Origin of the sequence: Candidatus Kinetoplastibacterium crithidii (ex Angomonas deanei ATCC 30255) (assembly GCF_000319225.1) — a bacterium.
GTDB classification, from domain to species: Bacteria; Pseudomonadota; Gammaproteobacteria; order Burkholderiales; family Burkholderiaceae_B; genus Kinetoplastidibacterium; species Kinetoplastidibacterium crithidii_B.
The window spans coordinates 445,098-469,542 of sequence record NC_019815.1 but is presented as its reverse complement, the minus strand read 5'-3'; the positions used below and the strand labels follow the sequence as shown (position 1 = coordinate 469,542).

Sequence of the window (24,445 nt, the reverse complement as noted above, 5' to 3'; positions counted from 1 at the left end):
TTGTTTTTTATCTTGTTTATTGTTTTGGAAATTTTATCCAATTATTAATTCTTTATAGATTATTCAAAATTTTTATTAGTTCTTGTGAGGCTGATTCTATAGGAATCTTTATTGACTCATTTGGTGATTTTCTAATCTTGATTTCGATTAAATTATGTTCCAAATCTTTAGGTCCTATGTTAATTCTGCAAGGTATACCTATCAAATCCCATTCTGCAAACATTATGCCTGGTCTGGTGTTTCTGTCATCAAGAATAACATCAATATTGTGTGCTTTAAGCATATTGTATATTTGTATTGCTATATTTTTTACATTATCATTTTTCCATCCTATTGGACAGATAACAACCTCAAATGGAGCTATAGATTTTGGCCATATTATTCCTAGGGCATCGTTATTCTGCTCTATAGCAGCAGCCATTATTCTAGTTATTCCTATTCCATAACACCCCATTTGCAAATATTCTTTTTCGCCAGATTTATTTAAAAAAGAAGCTCTTAAATCTTGCGAGTATTTTGTGCCTAGAAAAAATATATGACCAACCTCTATACCTTTTTGTAGAGAAAAATAGCCATTGCCATTAGGCAAAGGATCTCCCTCAACAACATTTCTTATGTCCGCAATTATATCTGGTTCTTTAAGATTTATTGACCAATTGACGCCAATGTAGTGGGCGTTTTTTTGATTAGCTCCACAAACAAAATCACTCATGTTTGCAACTGTAGTATCTGCTACAACACAGACTGGTTTTGCTGTATTGATAGGTCCAATATATCCTGGAGGACAATTGAAATATTCTTCTATTTCATTTGATGTTGCAAAACGATAGTTATCTATTCCTAATATTTTTTTTGCCTTTACTTCATTTAAAGAATGATCTCCTCTGATTAATAGTAAGAAGATATTTATGACGTTATCACTTTCACTTGCTAGAACAATTGATTTGATTGTTTTAGTAATTGGTATTTGTAAGAATTCTGATAACTTTTCACAGGTTGTTGTTTCTGGAGTTGGGATAAGTGTTATTTTTTTCTCTGCACATAGTCTTTTATCTAATAAGCAAGGAGCTGCTGCTAACTCTAGGTTGGCTGCGTAATCTGAATTTTTATCATAGGCTATCGTATCTTCTCCTGTTTCTGCTAAGACATGGAATTCATGGCTATATGTTCCTCCTATAGATCCGGTGTCGGCTGAAACAGCGCAGAAATTGAGTGACATTTTTCTAAAGATTTTTGAATAAGTTTTGAACATAACATGATAGCTTTTTAAAGCATTTTCTTCATCGACATCAAAAGAATAGGCATCTTTCATTATGAATTCTCTGCTTCTTAGCATGCCGAATCTTGGTCTTACTTCATCACGAAACTTAGTTTGAATATGATAAAAGGTTAATGGCAATTGCTTATAGCTGTATATTTCATTCCTAGCTATGTCTGATATAACTTCTTCTGATGTTGGCTGCAAGACGAAATTTCTATTGTGTCTATCTTTAAATCTAAGCAATTCAGGACCGTATTCCTCTATTCTTCGAGATTCTTGCCATAGTTCAGCAGGTTGTACAATAGGCATAAGTATTTCTATAGCCCCGGAATTCGTCATCTCTTCTCTGACAATTTGTTCTATTTTTCTTAGAACCCTTAGGCCTATGGGCATTATGTTGTAGATTCCTCCTGCTAATTTTCGTATCATCCCAGATTTAATCATTAGCTGATGACTGATAATTTCTGTTTCTGAAGGTGTTTCTTTTGCTGTGTGTATGTGATATTTAGTGGTGTACATGTTTTCTGTAGTTATTTAAATGTTTATAATAATAATTTATTTGTCCATTGTACTAAATTGTACTGAATTTGATTAGGTAGACTATCATCATGTTAGATAGCGAGGGATATCGTTCTAATGTTGGAATCATTATTGCCAATTGTAAAAATGAAATTTTTTGGGGAAAAAGAATAAAAGAAAATTCATGGCAGTTGCCGCAAGGAGGTGTTAAACAAGGAGAATCTCTGGAGGAAGCTATGTATAGAGAGCTCCATGAAGAAGTAGGGTTGAGACCAGAACATGTTAGAATAATAGGAAGAACTAAAGAGTGGTTACATTACAACGTTCCTATGAATTTTATCCGTAAAGAATGTAGAGGATTCTATAAAGGGCAAAAACAAATATGGTTTCTCTTAAGGCTAATTGGGCAAGATAGCGATGTTTGTTTGTATTCTACAAGACATCCAGAGTTTGATGAATGGAAGTGGCGTGACTATTGGACTACATTGGATGTTGCTATAGACTTTAAGAGAAAAGTGTATAGCCAAGCTTTAAAAGAGTTATCTGTGATATTATTTCCGAGTAGGACGTAATTGCTTATTTGTTTTATATGGGCGAAAAGTTTTACATTTTTTATTAATTTTAAAGATAAACATATCAACTGAACATGTTAGAAAATATAGAAAAACTTTCTTTGTTGGTAGATAAATTAATAGAGCATTCTATTAAGTTATCTTCTGAAAACCTTGCATTGCAATCAAGCAATAAATATGCAGAGGATGAGATGGCTTATCTTAAAAAGACTTTTGTTGACCAAGAGTCGGAACTTTCGTCTTTAAGGGATAAATCTAAAAAATTAGAAGATCTTGTTTTCGTTCTTCAAATAGATATAAAAAAAGTAGAGGAAGATTTGAGAGCTCAATTGATGCAGAAAGAAATTGCTTGGAATGAAAAAGAATCTTCTTGGAACGAGAAAGAAAAAACCAATTTAGCTTGCAAAGCTAGATTAGAAGAGCAAATTTTATCTTTAGAACAAAAAAACACTCATCTTAGAGAAAGCATTTTAAGTGGTGTAGATAGATTGAAAAGATTGAAAACTATCTTGCCTTCATTTGACTTAAAGGATGGAGATATAAATGGAGCAGCTTGATACTGTTGTATTAGGTAGAGAATACTCTTTTAGGTGTTCAAAGAATGAGAAAGATAATCTTGTTGAGGCTGTAAATTATTTTAACAGATTGAGCTCTCAAATTCAGGATTCTGCGAAAAACTACACGAATGAAAGAGTGGCTGTAATGGTTGCTTTACAAATTGCTAGTGAGTTAATGAGCACGAAAGTTTTAGGGTCAGAAAATTCATCTGAATCAGGATTCTCAATGGGTGAGATAAGCAAAAAAATAGATTCTATTGTTCTTAAAATAGAATCTATTTTAAAAAAACAAAATAATCCTATTTTTTTTGCTTAGTACATAATAAAGTATAAAGCCGTTGATTATCATTAACATGGAGAGTATCTGCCCCATGCTATAGGTACTACTGTAAATGGTAATAATATAGTCAGGCTCTCTCCAAACTTCTCCTATACATCTTAATATGCCGTAAAATATTAAGAATATTGCGCTAGTTTGTCCTAATAATCTTTTTTTATGCAGAAATATTTTTATTATTATAAATAATACGGGACCTTCTAATACACACTCATATAGTTGGGAAGGGTGGCGGTATATATTATCATGTGCGTTTAGAAATATAATCCCCCATGGAAGACTGGTTGGGGTACCGAAAAGTTCGCCATTTATAAAATTTCCTATTCTCCCTGTCGATAGCGCTAGAGGAACAGCTTGGGCTATAAGGTCAGATATTTCCCAGAATAATATTTTTTTATTTTTAGTATAGTAATACATAAATATTATTACACCTATCAAGCCTCCATGGAAAGACATGCCTCCATTCCTTATATAAAAAAGTTCTAATAAATGGTCATAGAAGTAATCAGCTTTATAGAAGATTGCGTAACCTAATCTTCCTCCTAATATTGCTGACATCATCCCCCAATATAGAATTTCTTCTAGGTGTTTTTTTGTTATTTTGGTGTATTCTGATCTAGAAATATTTTTTAAACTTACCATATATATAAGCATTAATCCAATTAAGTACATAATGCCATACCAATATATATGGAAATTTCCTATTGATAAGGCTATAGGGTTTATATATATAGGCTGTTCTATTATCATATAATATATTCTATAATTAGTGTTATCATAATATCAAAGGTAATCAGGATACGTTAAGAATAGTAATTAGTCTTAATGTTGTTATTAAGATATTTTATTTATTTATAAAAATGTTGACATTATCTTCTTTATGATAGATAATCGTCATCTGTTTCGCAAATAATTGAATTTGTGAATCCAACTGATCTTTAACAATTGAACAATCGATAATTGTGGGTACTTGATGGTAGTTTTGAGGCATATATTTATATATGTCGTGCTAAAAACAAACAAGTAAGTACTCATTAAATTATAAATTTTTTTCCAGAGACATCTGAGAAACCTGTTTATTTTTTTGAGTAAATCGTATTTTCAAATTATTTTGAATTTGCGCAAAATGCAGAGATTAAACTGAAGAGTTTGATCCTGGCTCAGATTGAACGCTAGCGGAATGCTTTACACATGCAAGTCGAACGGCAGCACGAACTTCGGTTTGGTGGCGAGTGGCGGACGGGTGAGTAATATATCGGAACGTGCCCAGTAGAGGGGGATAACTACGCGAAAGCGTGGCTAATACCGCATATTCCCTAAGGGGGAAAGCGGGGGATCTTCGGACCTCGCGCTATTGGATCGGCCGATATCGGATTAGCTAGTTGGTGAGGTAATGGCTCACCAAGGCGACGATCCGTAGCTGGTCTGAGAGGACGACCAGCCACACTGGGACTGAGACACGGCCCAGACTCCTACGGGAGGCAGCAGTGGGGAATTTTGGACAATGGGGGAAACCCTGATCCAGCCATTCCGCGTGTGCGATGAAGGCCTTAGGGTTGTAAAGCACTTTTGGCAGGGAAGAAATAGCATTGGCTAATATCTGATGTGAATGACGGTACCTGCAGAATAAGCACCGGCTAACTACGTGCCAGCAGCCGCGGTAATACGTAGGGTGCGAGCGTTAATCGGAATTACTGGGCGTAAAGAGTGCGCAGGCGGTTCGGAAAGAAAGATGTGAAATCCCAGGGCTTAACCTTGGAACTGCATTTTTGACTACCGAACTAGAGTGTACCAGAGGGAGGTAGAATTCCGCATGTAGCAGTGAAATGCGTAGATATGCGGAGGAACACCTATGGCGAAGGCAGCCTCCTGGGGTAACACTGACGCTCATGCACGAAAGCGTGGGGAGCAAACAGGATTAGATACCCTGGTAGTCCACGCCCTAAACGATGTCAACTAGCTGTTGGGATCTTCGGATCTTAGTAGCGCAGCTAACGCGTGAAGTTGACCGCCTGGGGAGTACGGTCGCAAGATTAAAACTCAAAGGAATTGACGGGGACCCGCACAAGCGGTGGATGATGTGGATTAATTCGATGCAACGCGAAAAACCTTACCTACCCTTGACATGTCTAGAATCCCGAAGAGATTTGGGAGTGCTTGCAAAAGAACTAGAACACAGGTGCTGCATGGCTGTCGTCAGCTCGTGTCGTGAGATGTTGGGTTAAGTCCCGCAACGAGCGCAACCCTTGTCATTAGTTGCTACGAAAGGGCACTCTAATGAGACTGCCGGTGACAAACCGGAGGAAGGTGGGGATGACGTCAAGTCCTCATGGCCCTTATGGGTAGGGCTTCACACGTCATACAATGGTCGGGACAGAGGGCTGCCAACCCGCGAGGGGGAGCTAATCCCACAAACCCGATCGTAGTCCGGATCGTAGTCTGCAACTCGACTACGTGAAGTCGGAATCGCTAGTAATCGCGGATCAGCATGTCGCGGTGAATACGTTCTCGGGTCTTGTACACACCGCCCGTCACACCATGGGAGTGGGTTTTACCAGAAGTAGTTAGCCTAACCGCAAGGAGGGCGATTACCACGGTAGGATTCATGACTGGGGTGAAGTCGTAACAAGGTAGCCGTATCGGAAGGTGCGGCTGGATCACCTCCTTTAAGAGCATATGAACTACATATTAAGTGCCTACAATTATCGATTGTTATTTAGCTGAGATTGGTAGTAAGCAGGGTTGCGACAGATTCTTCATTGGGGTTTGCCCAAAGTTATGCTAACCCTATAAATGCATGGGTCTGTAGCTCAGCTGGTTAGAGCACCGTCTTGATAAGGCGGGGGTCGTTGGTTCAAGTCCAACCAGACCCACCATCTGTTTGAGTAATACCTTTCTGTGGTACTATGGGGGTGTAGCTCAATTGGGAGAGCGCCTGCTTTGCAAGCAGGAGGTCATCGGTTCGATCCCGTTCACCTCCACCAATTTAGAATTTAATTTTTAGGCTTGTTTCAAGTTTAAAAATTAAGTTTTATTAGCTGATTGTTCTTTAAAAATCTAGAAGAGACGCAACATAAATATGTATAGATTTTACATTTTGTATAATCTATACGATTAGGGTTGTGATTGCATTAATTATAATTATGTTCTTTGAGAGTAAAATCTTTAGAATATTTATGAACAGCACAAACATGTAGTTAACTTTAATTCATATAGCCTTTAGTGTTATAGGATCAAGTGAATAAGTGCATATGGTGGATGCCTTGGCGATCACAGGCGATGAAGGACGTAGTATCTTGCGAAAAGCTGCGGGGAGTTAGAAAACAAACTTTGATCCGCAGATGTCCGAATGGGGAAACCCACCCTCTTAAGAGGGTATCACTGACTGAATATATAGGTCAGTAGAAGCGAACCGGGTGAACTGAAACATCTAAGTAACTCGAGGAAAAGAAATCAACCGAGATTCCGAAAGTAGTGGCGAGCGAAATCGGATCAGCCTTTACGTTATAGCGTTATTGATAGTCGAAAAAGATGGAAATCTTTGCCATAGTAGGTGATAGCCCTGTAGACGAAATCTTTGATGTGGAACTAAGCGTAAGAAAAGTAGGGCGGGACACGCGAAATCCTGTTTGAATATGGGGGGACCATCCTCCAAGGCTAAATACTCGTGATCGACCGATAGTGAACCAGTACCGTGAGGGAAAGGCGAAAAGAACCCCGGGAGGGGAGTGAAATAGATCCTGAAACCGTATGCATACAAACAGTAGGAGCGGATTTATTCCGTGACTGCGTACCTTTTGTATAATGGGTCAGCGACTTACATTCAGTGGCAAGCTTAACCAAATAGGGGAGGCGTAGCGAAAGCGAGTCCGAATAGGGCGATTTAGTCGCTGGGTGTAGACCCGAAACCAGATGATCTATCCATGGCCAGGTTGAAGGCACGGTAACACGTGCTGAAGGACCGAACCCACTAATGTTGAAAAATTAGGGGATGAGCTGTGGATAGGGGTGAAAGGCTAAACAAATCTGGAAATAGCTGGTTCTCTCCGAAAACTATTTAGGTAGTGCCTCACGTATTACTGTATGGGGTAGAGCACTGTTATAGCTAGGGGGTCATGGCGACTTACCAAACTATGGCAAACTCCGAATACGTACAAGTACAGCGTGGGAGACAGAGCACCGGGTGCTAACGTCCGGACTCAAAAGGGAAACAACCCAGACCGCCAGCTAAGGTCCCAAATTATTGCTAAGTGGGAAACGAAGTGGGAAGGCATAGACAGTCAGGAGGTTGGCTTAGAAGCAGCCATCCTTTAAAGAAAGCGTAATAGCTCACTGATCGAGTCGTCCTGCGCGGAAGATGTAACGGGGCTAAGCAATAAACCGAAGCTGCGGGCGTGTTTTATTACACGCGGTAGGAGAGCGTTCTGTAAGCCTGTGAAGGTGGCTTGTAAAGGCTGCTGGAGGTATCAGAAGTGCGAATGCTGACATGAGTAGCGATAAAGGAGGTGAAAAGCCTCCTCGCCGTAAGTCCAAGGTTTCCTGCGCAACGTTCATCGGCGCAGGGTGAGTCGGCCCCTAAGGCGAGGCAGAGATGCGTAGCTGATGGGAAACTGGTTAATATTCCAGTACCATTGTACAGTGCGATGGGGGGACGGATCGTGGAAGATCATCAGGGTGTTGGATATTCCCTGTTGCTGCATTATAGAAGGTGATTAGGAAAATCCGGTCACGTAATTCGAGGGTGTGGCACGAGCGGATATATTTCGCGAAGTGATTGGAAGTGGTTCCAAGAAAAGCCTCTAAGCTTCAGCTGTACAAGACCGTACCGCAAACCGACACAGGTGGACGGGATGAATATTCTAAGGCGCTTGAGAGAACTCAGGAGAAGGAACTCGGCAAATTGATACCGTAACTTCGGGAGAAGGTATGCCTCATTATTGTGATGAGCTTGCGCTCAAAGCATGAAGAGGCCGCAGATAATCGGTGGCTGCGACTGTTTATTAAAAACATAGCACTCTGCAAAGACGAAAGTCGACGTATAGGGTGTGACGCCTGCCCGGTGCCGGAAGGTTAAGTGATGGGGTGCAAGCTCTTGATCGAAGCCCCGGTAAACGGCGGCCGTAACTATAACGGTCCTAAGGTAGCGAAATTCCTTGTCGGGTAAGTTCCGACCTGCACGAATGGCGTAACGATGGCCACACTGTCTCCTCCTGAGACTCAGCGAAGTTGAAGTGTTTGTGATGATGCAATCTACCCGCGGCTAGACGGAAAGACCCCATGAACCTTTACTGTAGCTTTGCATTGGGTTGTGAATAATCTTGTGTAGGATAGGTGGGAGGCTTTGAAGCATAACCGCTAGGTTATGTGGAGCCAACCTTGAAATACCACCCTGGATTGTTTGCGATTCTAACCTTGATCCGTTATCCGGATTTGGGACAGTGCATGGTGGGCAGTTTGACTGGGGCGGTCTCCTCCTAAAGAGTAACGGAGGAGTTCTAAGGTACGCTAGGTACGGTCGGAAATCGTGCTGTTAGTGCAATGGCATAAGCGTGCTTAACTGTGAGACTGACACGTCGAACAGATGCGAAAGCAGGACATAGTGATCCGGTGGTTCTGAATGGAAGGGCCATCGCTCAACGGATAAAAGGTACTCTGGGGATAACAGGCTGATACCGCCCAAGAGTTCATATCGACGGCGGTGTTTGGCACCTCGATGTCGGCTCATCTCATCCTGGGGCTGTAGTCGGTCCCAAGGGTATGGCTGTTCGCCATTTAAAGAGGTACGTGAGCTGGGTTTAAAACGTCGTGAGACAGTTTGGTCCCTATCTGCCGTGGGCGTTGGATACTTGACAGAGCCTGCTCCTAGTACGAGAGGACCGGAGTGGACGTACCTCTGGTGTACCGGTTGTCATGCCAATGGCATAGCCGGGTAGCTAAGTACGGAAGAGATAACCGCTGAAGGCATCTAAGCGGGAAACTCGTCTGAAGATAAGGTATCCCGGGGACTAGATCCCCCTAAAGGGTCGTTCAAGACTAGGACGTTGATAGGTCGGGTGTGTAAGTGCAGTAATGTATTAAGCTAACCGATACTAATTGCCCGTGAGGCTTGATCCTATAACTCTACAGGTTATTGAGATAATTATATGTTATGATATTAATTAATGTGGTTACATCCTAATTTATATTTTTGTTGCTTCTTCTTAGATTATTTTTATGTTTGTTATTTTGTAGACAAACAGCGTACAGGTTATGCCTGATGACTATAGCAAGGTTGTTCCACTCCTTCCCATCTCGAACAGGACAGTTAAACGCCTTTGCGCCGATGATAGTAGACTTTTAGTCTGTGAAAGTAGGTTATCGTCAGGCTTTTATTTAAAACCCTACAGATAAGAGTCTGTAGGGTTTTTTTGTATCTAAAATTAATTCTTAATAATTAATCTCTATGATATGGATGATTATTTAATATGCTATATACTCTGTATAGTTGTTCTATTAGTATAATTTTTACCATATGATGTGGGAATGTTAGAGAAGATAGTTTTATTTTTTGTTGCATATTTTTTTTACACTTTCATCAAGCCCATCAGCTCCACCTATAATAAATGTTATATCTTTTCCAGATATGTTATTAAAGTACATAGCAAAACTTCTTGTGTCATAATCTTCACCTTTTTCATCAAGGGCAATTATATAAGAGTTATGAGGTATAGCTAAAACTATTCTTTTACCTTCTTCTAATATTGATTGAATAGTGGTTTTATTTTTATTTCTTTGCTCTGGTTTTATTTCTTTTAGTTCTATTCGATAATTTTTGTTAATTCTTTTTTTATATTCTTCCCAAATAGAACTAATTGCTTTGGGCATATTACCACTTACTGTTATTATTGTAATTTTTATCATTTATAATGTTATATTATTCCAATAATCTTCTAAATTGTAGAAATTTCTTATGCTTGTTTGCATTATGTGAACTATTATGTAATTTAGATCAATAACAATCCATTCTCCATTGTCTATTCCTTCAATATGACCTTTAATCTTTTTATATTTGAAGGTTTTTTGTAGTTTAGAGGTGTTTAGCGCTATTGCTCTAGCATGTGTATTAGAAGTAGCAGTAGCTATTATGATCTTATCAAACAATGCTGTTGATTTTGATGTGTTGATAATTTTTATATCTTTAGCTTTAAAATCATTTAATAATGATATAACGCAGTTCTCTAATTTTGTGATTTCGTCGTTCATAGTTGAAATAAATAATTATTATTTATATAGATTATTTTCTATAATATATTTTAATACTTTATGATTTAGTAAATTACTAGCATTGATAGAAGTTTTTATGCATTTTCTTATATATGTAGAAGAAATATTACTTGGTTTTAATGGTATTATTGTAATGCTTTTTTTGTTTTGGTTTAACTTTTCTAATACTATTTCTGGTATTAGTATTGGATGATTATATCTTGGTGCTATAGCTATATTTACTATGTCTAAAATATCTTGCCATTTATTCCAACTGGAAAAATTATTTAATTGGTCAGATCCTAATATAAGAGTATAAATATTATTTTCTGGTATTTTTTTTATTGTTTCTATGGTATAGCTTATTTCATCTTTTTTTATTTCTATTTCATTTATCTTAATTTTGTTATTTTTAGAATCATTTATAGCTAGTCTAAGCATATCTAATCTTTCTATTTTTGATGCATAGAAAGATTGTTTTTGTCCAGATATTCCAGTTGGAATTAGGTGTATTTCATCCAAATGTAATGCCTCTAATGCAAGGTTAGCTATATCAATATGGGAAATATGTATAGGATCAAATCCTCCACCTAACAATCCTACTTTTTTCATAACCATTCTCTTGGATGAAGATATTTATTTAATAGAAATTCTGGGGTTTCTTTAGATGGATTGTAGTTATACTGCCATTTAACTGTTGGAGGCATTGATAATAAAATTGATTCAGTTCTGCCTTCTGATTGCAAACCAAATGACGTTCCTCTATCATAGATTAAATTGAATTCAACATATCTGCTTCTTCTATATAATTGAAATTCTCTTTCTTTTTCACTATATTCTATATTGTTACGTTTTTTTACTATTGGTAAATATGCATTAACAAAGTTATCTCCAACTGATTTTACAATGTTAAATGATGTTGCGAAATCTGGCTCATTCAAATCATCAAAGAATATACCTCCAATACCTCTAGCTTCATTTCTATGTTTTATGAAGAAATATTTATCACACCAATTCTTATAGTTTTTATAAAAATTACTTCCGAATGGTTTGAGCGACTGGTAACAAATTGTATGAAAATGTTTTGCATCTTCTTCAAAAACATAATATGGAGTTAGATCCATGCCTCCACCAAACCAAAAAACATCATTGCCATGATGATTTTTTGCCATAAATAACCTTACATTCATATGGGTTGTTGGAACATAAGGGTTTTTAGGGTGAATTACAAGAGAAACACCCATTGCTTCCCATTTAGCATCATGTAAATCAGGTTTTTTTTCACTTGCTGTTGGTGGTAATTTATCTCCTTTCATATTGCTAAATAGAACAGCTGCTCTTTCAAAGACTTTTCCATTTTCTATTAAGCAAGATAATCCTTCTCCTTTGTCATTATTCCAAGGATCATATAGAAATTTTTGACATTCAATTTCTTCTAAAGAAGACACTATATTTTTTTGTAAAGAAGTGAAATATTCTTTTGTTTTAAAATTTCTATGAATTTGCATAAATTTCCTTTAGCCAGATTTATTAGATGAGTTAGATTTTAGTGATCTCCATCCTATATCAGATCTGTATTGCATACCATCAAATGTAATATTTGATATCACTTTGTAAGCAGTTTCTCTAGCTATTCTAACAGAATCTCCTAATGTGGTTACGCATAACACACGTCCGCCATCAGTTTTATATTTTCCAGAAGAAATTTTGGTTGCAGCATGAAATGTGATGCAATCTTCTTTATCATTAGGTATCCCATTAATGATGTCGTTTTTTCTTGGAGATTCAGGGTAATTATAAGAAGCAAGAACAACACCTAATGCAACTCTTCTATCCCATATAATCTCAGCTTTATCTAATGAGCCATTTAGAGCATGTTCAAGGACATCAACAAAATCACTTTTCATTCTCATCATAATTGGTTGTGTTTCAGGATCTCCCATTCTACAGTTGAATTCTAATGTTTTTATTGGTCGTTCAGGGTTTTCTCCGGGAGATATCATTACACCAGCATAAAGAAATCCAGTATATGGAATTCCATCTTTCGCCATTCCTTGAATAGTAGGCACGATAATTTCTTTCATAATTCTATTATGAAGATCTGGAGTTACTATGTTGGCAGGTGAATAAGCACCCATGCCTCCAGTATTAGGACCTTGATCACCATCCTTGAGTCTTTTATGATCTTGACTTGTGGCTAAAGGCATGATGTTTATACCATCTGACATTACAATAAAGGATGCTTCTTCTCCAGTTAAGTACTCTTCAATTATTAGTTTATTAACATTTTTTTTGCTAATCATATCAATTACTGCTTCCTTAGCTTCTTCTAAGGTTTCAGCCACAACAACCCCTTTTCCAGAAGCTAATCCATCTGCTTTTATAACAATAGGGGCTCCTTCTGTTTCTAAGTAGGAAATAGCCTCTTCTATGTTAGTAAAAGTGGCATATTTAGCTGTAGGTATACTGTGGCGAGACATAAAGTCTTTAGCGAATTTTTTAGAGCTTTCTAGTCTAGCAGCAGATTTTGTTGGGCCAAATATTCGTAAGTCTTTACTCATGAACTTATCTACGATACCCTCTGCCAAAGGAACTTCAGGGCCAACAATGGTCATTTTTATATTATTTTCTTCTGCGAATTTTGCTAATTCATCTATATTTTCGATTTGAATATTTTTTATATTATTTGCATTTGATGTTCCTCCATTTCCAGGAGCTACATATACTTGTGTCGTTTTTGAAGATTGAGCTATTTTCCATGCCAAAGCATGTTCACGACCACCAGAACCAATTATTAATATTTTCATTTTTTTTTCGCGCTTTTTAATTAAGATTATTTAGAAATCATTGTTCTATAACAATGTAGTGTATTGTTTTAACTTGTTAAGATGGCATTGGTATATGTAGATTGTATATCCTCCAAATTTTCTAAATCTAAAAGCAATTTATTCATTTTTATTGATTCTTCTTGGTTGAGATGAACCAAGCTTAAAGGCTTCATTATTATATCATTACTAAATTTTAGTTCGTTAAATTTACTTTTAAAAAGGTTATATAACTCAGTACAATATTCTATTTCACACAATACTTCTATAGAAGCATCTTCTAATGTTTCTATTTCTTCTACATTAAAGTTTAATGCTGTTTCAAATATTTCTTCTGGATTGTGTCCTGCTGGAAAAATAAATCGTCCATATTTTTTGAACAAGAAAGACACAGATCCGTCTTGTCCTAAATTACCATTATTTTTTGTAAAAACATGACGAACTTCTGACGCTGTCTTAGTCCTATTATCCGTCATTGCGTAAGCAATGATAGCAGAACCATTAATTCCATATCCTTCATAATAAATTTCTTCATATTTTACAGTATCAGACTCTTTTGATCCTTTATGAATTGCTCTATTTATATTTTCCTTTGGAATATTTGCATTAGATGCCTTTTCCAGGGAAGATCTTAATTGTGGATTTGTATCTGGATCTGGTCCGCCATTTTTTGCAGATACGGTTATTTCTCTGATTATTTTAGTCCATAAACGGCTTTTCCTTTCATCTTGTCGGTTTTTTCGATGTTGAATATTAGCCCATTTACTATGTCCTGCCATAGTTCACCTGTAAAATTTAATAAACACAATATATAAAATAAGATATAACATATTTGCTTAGTTTTTAGTCATATGCAAAAAAGCACTCAAGATTTAATTGAGTGTTACTTTAGTGTTATTTATTGACTATTATTAATTGTTATCTAAGTTAATTATAACAATTTGAATTTTATTAAATATAAATATTTGTTGCAAAAACAATGTAATATAAAAAATATATTTATTGTATTGTATTGTATTAATTACTTACAACGTATATAATCAAAAAATCAGTAGCGGGGTGGAGCAGTCTGGAAGCTCGTCGGGCTCATAACCCGAAGGTCGTAGGTTCAAATCCTGCCCCCGCAACCATGATAATATCTACTAGGTCTTCAAAATTCTTCCTGTCTTACATCGTAGTTGATTTTTATATTGTTCATTCTTTTATAGATTGGTGGGCATAAATTTGTTTTTCTGTTATAGACATAATTTTCTTTATTATTGTTTTTTGTAAAAGAGATATAAAATCATGTTTTATGTTACTTTTTAAATTTAAATCTTTGATTTAAAGCTATATATCAATGTTAATGAGGTTATTTGTAATGTCTAATATGTCTCAGCAAATGCTTTTACAAGAAATGATGGATAAATTTGGTTTTAAGAAAGAGAATCTTGCTGCCTATTTGGGAGTAAATGGCAAGATTTTAAATTCTTGGTTTGCTTCTAGTCTAAGTACAGAATATACACCTATGCCTAATGGTGTTTTTAATTATATATCTGAGTTTATTGAAAAAAATTCTTTATCTGGTGTATACAATCTTCCTTTGCGAAATAAAATTTCTTTCTTTGGTAAAAATCATCTTTTGTCAGTAGAGCAATTTGATCGTGATTCAATAGAAGAAGTATTCTCCATTGCTGATTTAATGGTACCAATAGCTCGTCGTAAAAAAATTTCCAGAGTTTTGGAAGGAGCCGTTTTAGGAAATCTTTTTTTTGAAGCCAGTACTCGTACTAGAGTTAGTTTTGGAACAGCTTTTTGTAGGCTAGGTGGTTCCGTATGTGATACAACTGGTTTTACTTTTTCTTCTATGGCTAAAGGCGAGTCTATCTATGATACTAGTAGGGTAATTGCTGGTTATGTTGATATAATGGTTGTTCGTCACCCTGATCGTGGTTCTGTTTCAGAGTTTGCTAGAGCATCTAATATTCCTATTATAAACGGCGGTGATGGTCCTGGTGAGCATCCTAGTCAAGCTTTACTTGATTTATATACAATAAAGAACGAATTTAGCAGATTAAATAAATCATTGGATGGTGCTCATATATCTTTGATTGGTGACTTAAAGTATGGTAGAACTGTGCATTCTTTGATCAAACTACTATCTTTGTATAAAAATTTAAAAATTTCATTAGTTTCTCCTATTGGCTTAGAAATGCCTGAGAGCATTATAAATTATGCTTCTAGAAATGGTAATATTGTGAGTGTTGAGTCTTCTGTAAAAAAAGGATTGAGTGGCGCAGATGTTGTATATGCTACTAGAGTTCAAAAAGAAAGATTTGAATCTGAATTTGAATTTCGATATGAAAGTGATTTTCATATTAACAGTGAGAAGATAAATGCTTTTTGTAATAAAGATACTATCATAATGCACCCATTACCAAGAGATAGTAATGTAGGATCAAATGATCTTAGTACAGACTTGAATAATGACGATCGTTTGGCAATTTTTAGGCAATCTGATAATGGCATACCGGTTAGGATGGCTATTTTTGCTATTCTTCTTGGTGTGGAAAATATCGTACATAGGAATTTAAGGGATGTAGAGTGGAGTCGTCCTGTATATATTAGTTTTGCTGATGCAGCATTTCATAATTTATAAAGTTTTTAGCATAAACTTTTTATAAGTTATAGTAATTTTGTATGATTTAAGTTTATTTCTTTATGGATAACTGGCTAGGACATCAACTAATTATTTATGTTAATTTTTTGATTGTGCCATTATTGGTGTGTTATAGGATTATTTATGAGTGAACAAAATACTAAAGTTGATAAATCTGATAAAGACAAGGCTTTGTCAGCTGCAATTTCTCAAATTGAAAAACAATTTGGGAAAGGCTCTGTAATGCGTTATGGAGATAATGATGTTCAGAATGATATTCAAGTAATATCAACTGGTTCATTAGGCCTTGATATAGCTTTAGGTGTTGGCGGCTTACCAAGAGGTCGTGTTATAGAAATTTATGGTCCAGAGTCTTCTGGGAAGACTACTCTTACATTACAAGTTATAGCTGAAATGCAAAAGATAGGCGGAACTTGTGCTTTTATTGATGCAGAACACGCGTTAGATGTTCAATATGCATCTAAGCTTGGAATTGTGCTTTCTGACTTGCTGGTTTCGCAACCAGATACTGGTGAACAGGCTCTAGAAATTGCTGATGCTTTAGTTAGATCTGGTTCTGTGGACTTGATAGTTATTGACTCAGTAGCTGCATTGGTTCCTAAGGCTGAGATAGAGGGCGATATGGGTGATTCTTTGCCTGGATTACAGGCTAGACTGATGAGCCAAGCTCTTAGGAAACTGACTGCAACTATTAAAAGAACTAATTGCATGGTTATATTTATTAATCAAATAAGGATGAAAATAGGTGTAATGTTTGGTAGTCCTGAGACAACTACTGGAGGTAATGCCTTAAAGTTTTATGCGTCTGTTCGTTTGGATATTAGAAGGGTAGGTTCTATTAAGAAAGGTGATGAAGTTGTAGGCAGTGAAACAAGAGTAAAAGTAGTAAAAAATAAAGTAGCTCCTCCTTTTAAACAAGCTGAGTTTGACATAATGTATGGAACAGGTATATCAAGAGCAGGAGAAATTATTGATTTAGGTGTAACAAATGGATTCCTTGAGAAATCAGGATCATGGTATAGTTACAAAGGAAATAAAATTGGCCAAGGTAAAGATACTGTTCGAGAATTTTTGAATGCAAATGTTGATGTATCTAAAGAAATTGAAGATTCCATCAGAGAAAATCTTATTCATGGAAATCGTTCTCTTTCTAAGCCTTTAGAAGATAAACAGGTGGATTGATATATTTAAAATTATTTATAATTTTGTTATTGAGATGCATTCTTGAAGAAAAAACTAATTTCGATCGCTATAAAGCTTTTAAGCAAAAGAAACTACTCTTGCCATGAGCTTTCTAAAAAATTACTGTCATTTTGTGAAGATCACTCAGAGATAGACTATACAATTGAACTTCTAAAAGAAAAGAAATTTCTTTCTGATGAGATTTTTTCAGAGCGATTAGTAGCTAAGTATATTAACAATTATGGAAGTCAATTTATTTTTTTGAAAATGAAATTTTATGGTATAGATATAGAGCTTATAGAAAAAAATATTTCTGAAATTAAAGAAACAGATTTTGATAGGGCATTATCTCTATGTGAAAAAAAATTTGGTAGCAATTCAAATCAAGCTGTTTCTTATAGCAAAAAAGCTAGATTTTTAGCCTCACGTGGTTTCTCTAACGAAATAGTTTATAAGGTTTTAAATGATTCTAAATATGATTTATAAGTTTTTTATTTTGAATTGAACGTATATTTTTATATTTATATATAAATTATAATTATTGTATAATTCAAAAGTATCTAACAATTATTGTAAAAAAGTAGATTTGTCTCTTTCTATTATCATGTTAGAATATAGCAACAGATTTTTTGTTGCTTATTTTGTGTAATGTTGTTGTTGCATTTATATTTTGTTAGATTTTTTTAATTTAAATTTAGGTGTTTACTAAACTTTTAAGAAGTCAGATAGTAACGTTTTTTTCTCATTTAATTAAGTTCAGACAGGTAATACATGAAGATTCACGAGTATCAAGGTAAAGAACTGCTTAGACGGTTTAATGTAACTGTACCACGTGGCATTCCAGCGTTTTCTATTGATGAAGCTATATCTGCTGCTGAAAAGCTTGGTGGTCCAGTATGGGTTGTTAAGGCTCAAATTCATGCAGGAGGTCGAGGTAAAGGAGGTGGAGTTAAATTAGCACGTTCTTTAGACGAAGTAAAAAAAATATCCTCAGAAATATTGGGTATGCAACTTGTAACTCACCAGACAGGTTCTCAAGGACAAAAAGTTCGTCGTTTATTAATTGAGGAAGGTGCTGACATAAGAAAAGAGTACTATTTTGGCATAGTAACTGATCGAGGAACACAAAGAATTTGTGTCATGGCTTCCAGTGAAGGAGGTATGGACATAGAAGAAGTAGCGGCAAAAAGTCCTGAGAAAATAATAAAGGTATTTGTTGACCCTACAGTTGGTTTAACTAATGAAGAAGCTAAAAATTTAGCAAGAAGTATAGGTGTTCCAGAGCAATCAGTTGAAAAAGCATCTTTAGAATTTATCAAACTGTATAAAGCTTATTGGGATACTGACGCATCATTGGTTGAAGTTAACCCGTTGATTTTGACAGGTGACGGAAATATAGTCTCATTGGATGCTAAGTTTAATTTTGATGCTAATGCGCTTTTTCGTCATCCTGATATTGTTGTCTATCGTGATTTAGATGAAGAAGATCCAGCAGAAGTAGAAGCTAGTAAGTTTGATCTTGCTTATATACAGCTAGATGGAAATATAGGTTGTTTAGTAAATGGGGCAGGTTTGGCGATGGCTACCATGGATACTATTAAACTGTTTGGTGGAGAACCTGCTAACTTTCTTGATGTTGGTGGTGGTGCTACAGCTTCTAAAGTAACAGAAGCATTTAAAATAATGCTAAAAAATAAAGAAGTGAAAGCTATTTTAGTTAATATCTTTGGCGGAATTATGAGATGTGATGTTATTGCTGAAGGTGTAATATTAGCTTGTAAAGCAGTAGACCTTAAAGTTCCATTAGTTGTCAGAATGAAAGGAACTAATGAAGAGTTAGGCAAGAAAATGTTGTCTGAATCTGGTTTGCCAATTATCAGTGCAGATACTATGGCTGAGGCTGCTACCAAAGTCGTTGCTGCTGTTAAATAATAATTACAATTGCCAAGGATTTATAAATGTCGATTTTGATAAACAAAGATACCAAGGTTATAACTCAAGGTATTACTGGTAAAACTGGTCAGTTTCATACTCGTATGTGTAGAGAGTATGCAAATGGTAAATCTGCTTTTGTAGCTGGAGTTAATCCAAAGAGAGCTGGTGAAGATTTTGAAGGTATTCCAATTTTTGCCTCTGTAAAAGATGCAAAAAAACAGACTGGAGCTACTGTTTCTGTAATTTACGTTCCTCCTGCTGGAGCTGCTTCTGCTATTTTGGAAGCAGTTGAGGCAGAGTTAGATTTAGTAATTTGTATTACAGAAGGGATACCTGTAAAAGATATGTTAGAAGTCAAGAGTAAGATGTTTTCTTCTAATAGCAAAACGTTGTTGCTTGGACCTAATTGTCCTGGTTTAATTACTCCTGATGAAATAAAAATAGGTATAATGCCTGGCCATATACATCGTAAAGGTCGTATTGGAGTTGTAAGTAGATCAGGTACGCTTACTTATGAGGCTGTAGCTCAGGTTACAGAATTAGGATTAGGACAATCTAGTGCAGTTGGTATTGGTGGTGATCCTATTAATGGGTTAAAACATATAGATGTTTTGAAATTATTTAATGATGATCCTAATACAGATGCTGTTATTATGATAGGTGAGATAGGTGGTCCAGATGAAGTAAATGCTGCTTTATGGGCTAAGGATAACATGAAAAAACCAGTTGTTGGTTTTATCGCTGGTGTTACTGCTCCGGCAGGTAAACGTATGGGTCACGCTGGTGCTTTGATTTCAGGTGGTGCTGATACTGCTGATGCTAAACTAGAAGTCATGGAAAGTTGTGGAATACGTACTACTCGTGATCCTTCAGAAATGGGCAAGCTTTTAAAATCTGTCTTGTAATAATCTATTCTAGAGGCTAATCTCATATAATTAAGTTTAGCCTCTTCGCCTATATTAGGGTGGTTTATGAAAACAAATCAGTGTCCTTATAAAAGAAAACTTCATTCTGGCCGTCCATTATTAAAGAGTCTTTTTATTCTGGCTATGTTTGGTGTTATTGCCAAAATTATTTTCAATTTTTTTTCATAATATTCTATAGATGTCTTTATCAAAAAAAATAGTTATTGCAACTCGTGCAAGCAAGCTTGCACTTTGGCAGGCTGAGTATGTTCGTAATAATTTGTTATTATTTTATCCAGAATATTCAGTAGATCTTTTAACAATTATTACGAAAGGAGATAGGTTTCTTGATACAAGTCTTTCAAAAATTGGTGGTAAGGGTCTATTTGTTAAAGAAATTGAAAAATCTTTGTTAGATAATGTTGCTGATTTAGCAGTACACTCTATGAAAGATGTACCAGCAGATATCCAGAATGATTTAGAAATATGTAGTATCATGCATAGAGAAGATCCAAGAGATGCTTTTATTTCTAATACTTGTTTTTCTATGGATGAGTTGATGCCTGGGTCAGTTATTGGTACGTCAAGTTTACGTAGGGAATCTCAAATAAAAAATTTATTCCCTGAGTTAATAGTTAAATCTCTTAGAGGCAATTTAGATACGAGACTAAATAAGTTGGATAGTGGTGATTATGATGCCATTATTTTAGCTTCAGCTGGGTTAAAACGTATAGGTTATAATGCACGCATAAAACAATATATTGATAGTGATGTTATTTTGCCTGCGGTTGCCCAAGGAGCGTTAGGTTTACAAATTAGAAGTGATCGGGATGATATGCGTGCTTTATTAAGTGTGCTATCTTGTGTCGATACTACAGCTTGTGTTTCAGCTGAAAGATCGTTTTTGAGAATGCTTGGTGGGTCATGCCAATTTCCTATAGCTGCATATGCAACTTTGATAGGCAATAATTTGCTCTTAAAGGGATTAGTCGCATCAGTGGATGGAAATAATATTATTAAATCTGAAATTTTTGGTCCAGTCAGTACTGCTGCTGATTTAGGTGAAGCCCTAGCTCATGACATCTTGTCTAAAGGTGGAGATAAAATATTAAATTCTTTATCTTTTTAAATTTGAACTATCTTAATTTTATATATTGTTATCATTTTTTATGATTTTATCTAAATCAGTTATCTTGACAAGGCCTGATGGTTTAAATGATTCCTTATCAAAAAAAATAAAAAAATAGGAGTTAATGTTTATTCTATTCCTTTGATATCAATTATTCCTTTAGACAAATTCGAAGAAGTTTTTTTGCCTAATAATTATGATTTTGTGATTTTTGTAAGTGGTAATGCTGTTAGATTGTACTTAAAAGAAGTTTTTGAAAAAAAAAAATATCAATTTGGCCTTTAAATTCAATAGCTGCTGCAGTTGGGCCTGCTACAGCTAAAGCTTTTATGTATTCAAGATATATTGTTTCCGATATAGATAAAATTCAAATTTTATTTCCAAATGAGTTTGGTAACATCTATGATTCAGAATCACTGTTTGCATTATTAAAACATAATTATTCTTTATTAAGAAAGAGAATTCTTGTAGTAAGAGGTATTAGTGGAAGAAACTGGTTAATAGATAAATTAAAAGAGTCAGGATGTTTTGTAGACATATGCCCTATTTATCTAAGAAAGAAAGAATTGTTACTGCGTAGCCAATTATCTATCATTAGTAAAATATATAGTGAGTCCAAAGAGGTTATTTGGGTTTTTACTAGCAATGAAATTGTTTCATCATTTTTTTTAAATTTAAAACATTTTTATAAAAATGAATTTTTTGAAAAATCTTCTTTTATAGTAATACATTATAAAATTAAAGAATTTTTAGAAAGTTGTTTCTTAGGTATAGGATTTAAAGATTTGAATATTAAAATTTGCGACCCTGTAGAAGAATCAATTTCTTTTGCTATTACTAGTGATTAAATATATTATTCAGATTGTGCTAATGTTTTCTTTGTGTATGTTGACTACTTAGAAGAAAGAGATGCGTTATTTTAAAATAATTTTATATTCATTTGGGATGTTTCTATTAGCTTCAGTTGTTATTTTGTTAGCTATGAAACTGTCTCATATTTCTAATATTGAAAAAGATTTAGTTGCTAGATTGGAATTGATGGAATCAAAAAATATTAGTTTAAATAGAAAACTAATTACATCAGTTAATAATTCATTTGATGCTTTAGAGCAAAAATATAATTCAATTCATGAATTTATTACAACATCATCAAAAAAAGATTCATCATTAGATTATATAGAGCTTTTGCTGAATATGGCCAATCAATATTTATTAATTACATGCGATTGTAATAAAGTTATTATCCTTTTGCAGAAAGCGAGATCTTGTCTAGATTTAATTGAGGAGAATGAACAAGTTAATACTTTAAGAAGCAGTATTGATAATGATGTTAATAAATTAAAAAAAATTCAGCCAATAGATATTAGTACTTATTTAGTTTCTTTAAATAAATTATATGATTTATCAGTAGAATTATTGAATTATAAAAATAATTGTATTTATAGTGATAATTTTTTTAATAAAAATAATATTCCTTTGATTGAAGAAAAAAATAAAAATAATACTTCTTTTCCATATTTAAATAGTTTTATTTCCTATGTCAAAGATGCTTCAATATGTGTATATAACAATATTGCTAGTTCTATTAAGATTCATAGGATAAAGAATGATTCTTTTTTGAAGAAGGATAGTGTACATATTATATTGCAGCAACAAATATTAATGGCTAAGTTTGCTTTGTTAACTCATCAGTATGATTTGTTCTCTTTCAATATTAAAGTTATAAATGATATTGTATCCAACTACTATGATCCGAACTCAAAATTTATTTCTGATGTAATAGAGATAGCTTCTTGTTTTAATGATGTTGTTTTATTTAATGATTTGTTAGATATTTCTGATACATTGAATAGTATGAAATGTTTGCGTAGTTCTCTTCATAAGGATGATCTTAATTAGGAAATAAACTAAATATGTCTTATTATTTTCGATTGTTTTGTATAGTTGTTTTGATTATTGTTACTGCAATTTTTTTTAAAAAATATGACTCTTCTGAAGTAACAGTAATAATAGACTCTTGGCATTTTAATATGTCTTTAATCACTGCAGGCTTTGTGTTGCTAATATTTCTTCTATCGTTATACGCCATATTTAAGATTTTATCTTTTTTATTTTCTATAAAAAACAAGATTAGCAATTGGCACAAAAATAGAATTCTTGATAAAGAAAATAGGCTTTTTAAAAAAGGTTTATTATTTTTTTTAGAAGATAAATACACAGAATCTAATGAAATATTTTCTAACTTACTTACGAATGGCTCTACTTTCCAAGATAGATTCTTGTTATTTATACTGTCAGTAAAAAGTAATTTTTCAATAGGAAACCATGACAATTGCTTGAGAGATTTAGAAGGTTCTTTAAATTATTTTGAATCAGATCCTTCTTCATTAGAAGCGTTCTTAGTTTTGAAAATTAAGGTTTTAATTGCAAAAAAAACACCTGAAAAAGCGTTAGTTTTTTTGAAGAAACTTAATGCCTTAGTTGGAGAAAATAATTTAAATGTATTAGAACTATCTCTTAAGATATATATTATGTTGGGAGAAAATACAAAAGTTATAGATATTGCTAGATTGCTTTTAGACCGAAATTGTGAATTCCATTCTAATCTAAATGAGATTATAGATGAAGCAGGAGCAAATTTAATAAATGAATATAGTCTAAAAAATGAATCATGTTATCCATTATGGAAATATTTTAAATCACAAGAACGCTTATTCCCTAAAATATCATTGTGTTTTTCCAGGTATTTAGCATCTGCTAATCAATATGAAGAAGCATCTAAAGTTTTAGAAAGATCTATAAATAATTCATTAGAACCAAGATTAATATATGAATATGCAAATAATTGTGATGAACAGCAGATTTCTTTAAGAATAGCAAAGATTGAATTGTGGTTAGAGAAAAATGAGAACAACTGTGATTTACTTAATGCATTAGGTATTTTGTGCTTGAAGTATAAATTATGGGGTCAAGCAGAATTATATCTTTTACGTAGCTTAAGTATTGAAGATAAGCCTTACCCACATTTATTGCTAATTAGCTTGTATGACTATTTATCTAGAACTGATGATATGGTGTTGCATTGGGAAAAATATCTTTTAATATCAGGGTATGTTGTTCCTGTTTTAGAAAAGGAATCATTTTTGGGTGCTAATAACATAAATATTACAAATGTTTCTGATCAAATAGCTGCTGATTTTTCTAGTAATGCTCTAAGAGATGATGAGGATGAGTATTTTGATAGTGCTCCTATGCCATTTTCTGTTTTTGATAATAATATAGAAAATGATAGATCATAGTTTGATCAAATATATAGAATAGT

21 protein-coding genes, 3 tRNA genes, 3 rRNA genes and 1 pseudogene are annotated in these 24,445 nt (G+C 34.3%); 20 read left to right on the top strand and 8 right to left on the bottom strand.

Going from position 1 to position 24,445, the window contains the following annotated elements; all coding sequences use genetic code 11:
* Positions 1–52: 52 nt before the first annotated feature.
* Positions 53–1,780 (bottom strand): proline--tRNA ligase, encoded by a 1,728-nt coding sequence (locus tag CKCE_RS02155; protein WP_015389157.1) that lies wholly within the window; start codon positions 1,778–1,780, stop codon positions 53–55.
* A gap of 89 nt (positions 1,781–1,869) precedes the next feature.
* Here CKCE_RS02155 and CKCE_RS02150 point away from each other — a divergent pair, with 89 nt between their 5' ends.
* The 3 genes from CKCE_RS02150 (at position 1,870) to CKCE_RS02140 (ending at position 3,225) form a co-directional block, all read left to right on the top strand.
* Entirely contained in the window at positions 1,870–2,352 is a 483-nt protein-coding gene (locus CKCE_RS02150; protein ID WP_015238680.1) for an RNA pyrophosphohydrolase, read from the top strand.
* A gap of 74 nt (positions 2,353–2,426) precedes the next feature.
* Positions 2,427–2,909 carry a hypothetical protein gene (locus CKCE_RS02145; RefSeq protein ID WP_015238679.1) on the top strand — a complete coding sequence of 161 codons (483 nt, stop codon included), beginning with the start codon at positions 2,427–2,429 and terminating at the stop codon, positions 2,907–2,909.
* Positions 2,896–3,225 (top strand): cell division protein ZapA, encoded by a 330-nt coding sequence (locus CKCE_RS02140; protein ID WP_041572045.1) that lies wholly within the window; start codon positions 2,896–2,898, stop codon positions 3,223–3,225. Before CKCE_RS02145 ends, CKCE_RS02140 begins: the two co-directional genes overlap by 14 nt.
* Here the strand turns inward: CKCE_RS02140 and lgt are convergent.
* Positions 3,190–3,996, bottom strand: coding sequence for a prolipoprotein diacylglyceryl transferase (gene lgt / locus CKCE_RS02135; protein ID WP_015238678.1), 807 nt, complete (start codon positions 3,994–3,996; stop codon positions 3,190–3,192). The genes CKCE_RS02140 and lgt overlap by 36 nt on opposite strands.
* 387 nt (positions 3,997–4,383) lie before the next feature.
* On the opposite strand from lgt, the gene CKCE_RS02130 reads away from it, so the two are divergent.
* From CKCE_RS02130 to rrf, 5 genes are all read left to right on the top strand, one after another.
* Positions 4,384–5,914 (top strand): 16S ribosomal RNA (locus tag CKCE_RS02130).
* Positions 5,915–6,045: 131 nt separating this feature from the next.
* Positions 6,046–6,122 (top strand) — tRNA-Ile (locus CKCE_RS02125).
* Positions 6,123–6,154: 32 nt separating this feature from the next.
* Positions 6,155–6,230: transfer RNA gene (locus tag CKCE_RS02120), tRNA-Ala, on the top strand.
* A gap of 247 nt (positions 6,231–6,477) precedes the next feature.
* Positions 6,478–9,360, top strand: a 23S ribosomal RNA gene (locus CKCE_RS02115).
* A 138-nt stretch (positions 9,361–9,498) separates the two neighbouring features.
* Positions 9,499–9,612 (top strand): 5S ribosomal RNA (rrf, locus tag CKCE_RS02110).
* Together the 16S, 23S and 5S rRNA genes with 2 tRNA genes alongside form the textbook arrangement of a ribosomal RNA operon.
* Before the next feature lie 67 nt (positions 9,613–9,679).
* On the opposite strand, the pseudogene rlmH reads toward rrf, so the two are convergent.
* From rlmH to CKCE_RS02080, 6 genes and pseudogenes are all read right to left on the bottom strand, one after another.
* Positions 9,680–10,110: pseudogene (rlmH, locus tag CKCE_RS02105) on the bottom strand (23S rRNA (pseudouridine(1915)-N(3))-methyltransferase RlmH).
* 36 nt (positions 10,111–10,146) lie between these two features.
* Positions 10,147–10,488, bottom strand: a complete 342-nt coding sequence (gene rsfS, locus CKCE_RS02100) for a ribosome silencing factor (RefSeq protein WP_015238676.1) — start codon at positions 10,486–10,488, stop codon at positions 10,147–10,149.
* An 18-nt stretch (positions 10,489–10,506) separates the two neighbouring features.
* A complete protein-coding gene (gene nadD, locus CKCE_RS02095; protein ID WP_015238675.1) occupies positions 10,507–11,100 on the bottom strand; it encodes a nicotinate (nicotinamide) nucleotide adenylyltransferase in 594 nt (197 codons plus the stop codon).
* Positions 11,097–11,996: an oxygen-dependent coproporphyrinogen oxidase gene (gene hemF, locus CKCE_RS02090; protein WP_015238674.1), complete on the bottom strand. Its 900-nt coding sequence runs from the start codon at positions 11,994–11,996 to the stop codon at positions 11,097–11,099. Before hemF ends, nadD begins: the two co-directional genes overlap by 4 nt.
* 9 nt (positions 11,997–12,005) lie before the next feature.
* Positions 12,006–13,295, bottom strand: a complete 1,290-nt coding sequence (gene purD / locus CKCE_RS02085) for a phosphoribosylamine--glycine ligase (RefSeq protein ID WP_015238673.1) — start codon at positions 13,293–13,295, stop codon at positions 12,006–12,008.
* 68 nt (positions 13,296–13,363) lie between these two features.
* On the bottom strand, positions 13,364–14,092 hold the full coding sequence (locus CKCE_RS02080) for a YebC/PmpR family DNA-binding transcriptional regulator (RefSeq protein ID WP_015238672.1): 729 nt from the start codon (positions 14,090–14,092) through the stop codon (positions 13,364–13,366).
* Positions 14,093–14,366: 274 nt separating this feature from the next.
* Here CKCE_RS02080 and CKCE_RS02075 point away from each other — a divergent pair.
* The 12 genes from CKCE_RS02075 (at position 14,367) to CKCE_RS02030 (ending at position 24,422) form a co-directional block, all read left to right on the top strand.
* Positions 14,367–14,443: transfer RNA gene (locus CKCE_RS02075), tRNA-Met, on the top strand.
* Positions 14,444–14,682: 239 nt separating this feature from the next.
* Positions 14,683–15,951: an aspartate carbamoyltransferase gene (locus CKCE_RS02070; RefSeq protein ID WP_015389071.1), complete on the top strand. Its 1,269-nt coding sequence runs from the start codon at positions 14,683–14,685 to the stop codon at positions 15,949–15,951.
* Positions 15,952–16,095: 144 nt separating this feature from the next.
* Positions 16,096–17,154: a recombinase RecA gene (gene recA / locus CKCE_RS02065; RefSeq protein ID WP_015238670.1), complete on the top strand. Its 1,059-nt coding sequence runs from the start codon at positions 16,096–16,098 to the stop codon at positions 17,152–17,154.
* A gap of 42 nt (positions 17,155–17,196) precedes the next feature.
* Positions 17,197–17,640 (top strand): regulatory protein RecX, encoded by a 444-nt coding sequence (locus CKCE_RS02060; RefSeq protein ID WP_015389072.1) that lies wholly within the window; start codon positions 17,197–17,199, stop codon positions 17,638–17,640.
* A gap of 285 nt (positions 17,641–17,925) precedes the next feature.
* Positions 17,926–19,086, top strand: coding sequence for an ADP-forming succinate--CoA ligase subunit beta (gene sucC, locus CKCE_RS02055; protein ID WP_015238668.1), 1,161 nt, complete (start codon positions 17,926–17,928; stop codon positions 19,084–19,086).
* Positions 19,087–19,112: 26 nt separating this feature from the next.
* Complete coding sequence (gene sucD / locus CKCE_RS02050; RefSeq protein ID WP_015238667.1) at positions 19,113–19,994, top strand: succinate--CoA ligase subunit alpha; 882 nt, start codon at positions 19,113–19,115, stop codon at positions 19,992–19,994.
* Between the two features lie 66 nt (positions 19,995–20,060).
* The gene (locus CKCE_RS04070; protein WP_263987851.1) at positions 20,061–20,183 is read left to right on the top strand and encodes a hypothetical protein; all 123 of its coding nucleotides are present in this window, start codon (positions 20,061–20,063) and stop codon (positions 20,181–20,183) included.
* Between the two features lie 10 nt (positions 20,184–20,193).
* The gene (gene hemC, locus CKCE_RS02045; protein ID WP_015238666.1) at positions 20,194–21,123 is read left to right on the top strand and encodes a hydroxymethylbilane synthase; all 930 of its coding nucleotides are present in this window, start codon (positions 20,194–20,196) and stop codon (positions 21,121–21,123) included.
* A 96-nt stretch (positions 21,124–21,219) separates the two neighbouring features.
* On the top strand, positions 21,220–21,408 hold the full coding sequence (locus tag CKCE_RS04090; protein WP_420864528.1) for a uroporphyrinogen-III synthase: 189 nt from the start codon (positions 21,220–21,222) through the stop codon (positions 21,406–21,408).
* On the top strand, positions 21,390–21,971 hold the full coding sequence (locus tag CKCE_RS02040; protein ID WP_081581875.1) for a uroporphyrinogen-III synthase: 582 nt from the start codon (positions 21,390–21,392) through the stop codon (positions 21,969–21,971). Before CKCE_RS04090 ends, CKCE_RS02040 begins: the two co-directional genes overlap by 19 nt.
* Before the next feature lie 61 nt (positions 21,972–22,032).
* Complete coding sequence (locus CKCE_RS02035) at positions 22,033–23,022, top strand: uroporphyrinogen-III C-methyltransferase (protein ID WP_225968697.1); 990 nt, start codon at positions 22,033–22,035, stop codon at positions 23,020–23,022.
* 14 nt (positions 23,023–23,036) lie between these two features.
* Positions 23,037–24,422 carry a heme biosynthesis protein HemY gene (locus CKCE_RS02030; RefSeq protein WP_015389074.1) on the top strand — a complete coding sequence of 462 codons (1,386 nt, stop codon included), beginning with the start codon at positions 23,037–23,039 and terminating at the stop codon, positions 24,420–24,422.
* The last annotated feature ends 23 nt before the right edge of the window (positions 24,423–24,445 follow it).